This window comes from Methanospirillum stamsii, assembly GCF_003173335.1.
Lineage (GTDB): Archaea > Halobacteriota > Methanomicrobia > Methanomicrobiales > Methanospirillaceae > Methanospirillum > Methanospirillum stamsii.
On record NZ_QGMZ01000082.1, the window covers coordinates 1 to 2,861 of the forward strand.

6 protein-coding genes are annotated in these 2,861 nt (G+C 36.9%); 2 read left to right on the plus strand and 4 right to left on the minus strand.

Features of this window, described 5'->3' with window-relative positions; translation table 11 throughout:
• A partial coding sequence (locus DLD82_RS18025) for an AAA family ATPase (protein ID WP_146199861.1) occupies positions 1 to 675 on the minus strand: 675 nt, incomplete at its 3' end.
• Positions 676 to 856: 181 nt separating this feature from the next.
• On the opposite strand from DLD82_RS18025, the gene DLD82_RS18030 reads away from it, so the two are divergent.
• Positions 857 to 1,087 carry a hypothetical protein gene (locus DLD82_RS18030; RefSeq protein WP_109942517.1) on the plus strand — a complete coding sequence of 77 codons (231 nt, stop codon included), beginning with the start codon at positions 857 to 859 and terminating at the stop codon, positions 1,085 to 1,087.
• On the plus strand, positions 1,047 to 1,247 hold the full coding sequence (locus tag DLD82_RS18035) for a type II toxin-antitoxin system HicA family toxin (protein WP_109942518.1): 201 nt from the start codon (positions 1,047 to 1,049) through the stop codon (positions 1,245 to 1,247). The genes DLD82_RS18030 and DLD82_RS18035 overlap by 41 nt, the downstream gene beginning before the upstream one ends.
• A 30-nt stretch (positions 1,248 to 1,277) precedes the next feature.
• Here DLD82_RS18035 and DLD82_RS18040 read toward each other — a convergent pair whose 3' ends face one another.
• The 3 genes from DLD82_RS18040 to DLD82_RS18055 all read right to left on the minus strand — a co-directional run.
• Positions 1,278 to 1,499: a type II toxin-antitoxin system HicA family toxin gene (locus DLD82_RS18040; protein ID WP_109942519.1), complete on the minus strand. Its 222-nt coding sequence runs from the start codon at positions 1,497 to 1,499 to the stop codon at positions 1,278 to 1,280.
• A complete protein-coding gene (locus DLD82_RS18045) occupies positions 1,492 to 1,704 on the minus strand; it encodes a type II toxin-antitoxin system HicB family antitoxin (RefSeq protein WP_109942520.1) in 213 nt (70 codons plus the stop codon). Before DLD82_RS18045 ends, DLD82_RS18040 begins: the two co-directional genes overlap by 8 nt.
• A gap of 523 nt (positions 1,705 to 2,227) precedes the next feature.
• Positions 2,228 to 2,861: IS1634 family transposase (locus DLD82_RS18055; RefSeq protein ID WP_455324069.1), on the minus strand; the 634-nt coding region annotated here is incomplete at its 5' end.

Here is a 2,861-nt window from a genome sequence, read left to right on the forward strand (position 1 = left end):
ACGAAAAAGAAAAGCATCCTCCATAAGGAGTTTCTGGCATACTATTTCTTCAAGATCAATAAATGGTTCCTCGATAAGACAGTAGGGCGGAGTTCCTCCAAAAATACCATACAAGACAATTGCCTTGTGAAGATTATTTACATAAGAATAGTAATCAATAAACCGGAAGGGTCTGAGTAAGATCTGACCTGTCCTCCGACCATATAACGGACTTTTATACTGCATAAGTTGTGATTCCACTAATCCTATGCTCGATCCAGAGAGAATGAGATAGAGGTTTTTTTTGGAAAGACCGGTATCCCAGTAATATTGAAGGAGAGAAGGAAGTGATGGCTCTTCCTGGACTAGATATGGAAATTCATCGATTGCGATAACTGTTCGTATATCTCCATGTTGCATAAGATATACAAAAAATGCATCCCAGTCCGGAAATGGAGCATGAAGCAGATAATCGTCCTTAAAGAATACGGCTAATTCAGATGAAATTCGTTTTAATTGCAAGTGTCTTGATTCTTCTCTTGCGAGGAGTCGTATTCCCCCAACCTGACTAATAACCTGGTCAATAAGTTCACTTTTTCCAACTCTCCTCCGGCCATATAATATGAGCAGTTCGGCCTTTTTACTATGGAATCTTCGAATGAGAGCTGATAATTCAGATTTTCGATAAATAAACATACTTTAAAGTAGTCTACTTTAGAGTATAAAAATTATTATCTTACAGCACAATATTATACCTATATTCCCATAAATATACAATGTAATTTTCTTTAATTTTCCTTTACAAAATATCATGAATTTCTGCATATTCATTCTTTTTCAGTTAAACCCTCTCTATGAGAAAAGATAATTTATAAGTATGGATACCCTTGTCCAGGTTTATCGAGACGGTGAATGGTTTATCGCTGTTGATCTAGCAACAGATGTTGCAGATCAGGGAAAAATAAAAGAAGAAGCAATATCAAGATTAAAAATAGGACTTAAAGAGCACTATGCAGTTCTTCTTGATATGCTTAAAAAAGACCGTGAATTTGAGGTAATTAAAGTAAATGTTCCAAATAACAAGTCTTCCAGTCCTCTCATCGCATAAAGTATTGAAAGCGCTTAATCGAGCTGAATTTATCATTAAAAGACAATCCAGAAGTCATATTCATTTGTGGCATGATAAAAGAAGGACGCTCGTAACAGTTCTTAACCATGACGAACTTGCCCCTAGAACATTAATTTCCTATGAAAACGGGATCAAATAGGTTGACTTGATCCTGATTTTCATAGGAAATTTACAGTAACATTATGAATTCATCAACGGTGATATCTGCGATACGAATCAGATCTCGTAAAAGACCAGGACCTAAAGTTTTGTGAAGTGGGACTGATATAGTATAAATTGCTCCGTCTTTTGTAAGGATAACATGACTACCCCGTTGTCGGGAAATCTGCCAACCCACTTTAATAAATACATTAACAGCCTCCTTTCCACTCACAACAGGTAATTTAGGCATGGATGGGAATTTCTACATCAGTCATTTGAATCGTAATTGGCAGTCCTTGCTCTTTTCTAACATCTATACATAATTCAATAGCTTCCTGAATATTCAAAAGAGCTTCTTCTTCGGTCATCCCCTGACTCATGCAACCAGGAATTATGGGGCAAGCGACTACATACCAATTATCCTCATCCTGATATATGGTAATTGGAAATTTCATGATAATATCATGTTCTTTTTGACTTTAATAATTTCATGTCTGAAAGATAGAAACCTCCACTCGTTGCTGCTGAAGATGGGGTCCAAGATTAAAGGCATATCGGGATATATCCTCAGTACTTTTTGGATCGGGAATTTTCAAATACAGACGTTTTAAAGGGATAAATTTAAGTTGCAGTATATAAAAAATCGGGAAAATTTTTTTAGATTCTATCATCCCAGGTTTCAGGTTTTTGGTTAAGATTCATTATAGCAAGAATAAATATTTCACGATTTTCTTGTTGAATTGAATAAAATTTTGCATATGAAAGTGATTAACAATGCATCTGTCAACGGCGGTGTAAAAATCCCCAACTCAGGCATTATTTATTCCCCAGTCCATTTAAAGTTATCGCAAAACTATCCAATCTCATTATGTGAGAGTTTGATCAATTTAATTTCGTCAATCCGTTTCTCTTTCTGTCTTTCATTCGATAACTTTCACCCTTGATATTCATCGTTGTACAACCTACATTCCCGCCCCCTCATAACGATGTAGGGGGGGTTACCCCAAGATCGTAATATAACTGCTCTAGTTTTTCCACCATCTCACCCACCTGCAGAGCTTTTCCCGGCTGTTCGAAACATTCAATCACATCCAGCTTATCCAATAAACCAGGAATTGAGAATCTTTTGACAAGATCCTTCTCCTGCATCTGCTTTTTTATATATGAGAGATAAATCAGGGCTACAAACTGGACAAACAGTTTTCCATCAAGACTTTGTTCTGAAGAAACCAGGGTTCGACGCATGTTCAACCGTTCTTTGAGATTTCCGAAGGCCTTTTCGACCACATCTTTGTTCCGATAAAGTTCAAGGGCAGTTACTGCATTCATGGTCTCATTGGTAATCAGGGCAAAGAATCCAAAATAGCGTTTAACTTCGATCACGCTCTCCTCCTTGACCATCACCTGAGTTCCCCGTTTAGGTGTTGTCTTCCATGTGATAAATTGCTGATAGAGTTTCTCATGTTGTAGAACGCGTTCACCAGACTCTAATTCCTGCTTTAATGAGATTAGCTTTCGATCAAAGTCTTTTTCATCATCAGCTGCCTGATCGATGTTATAATAATAGTGGATGTAAATCCGACGAGATTCCTTCAGATTATCCCCTTTGTAT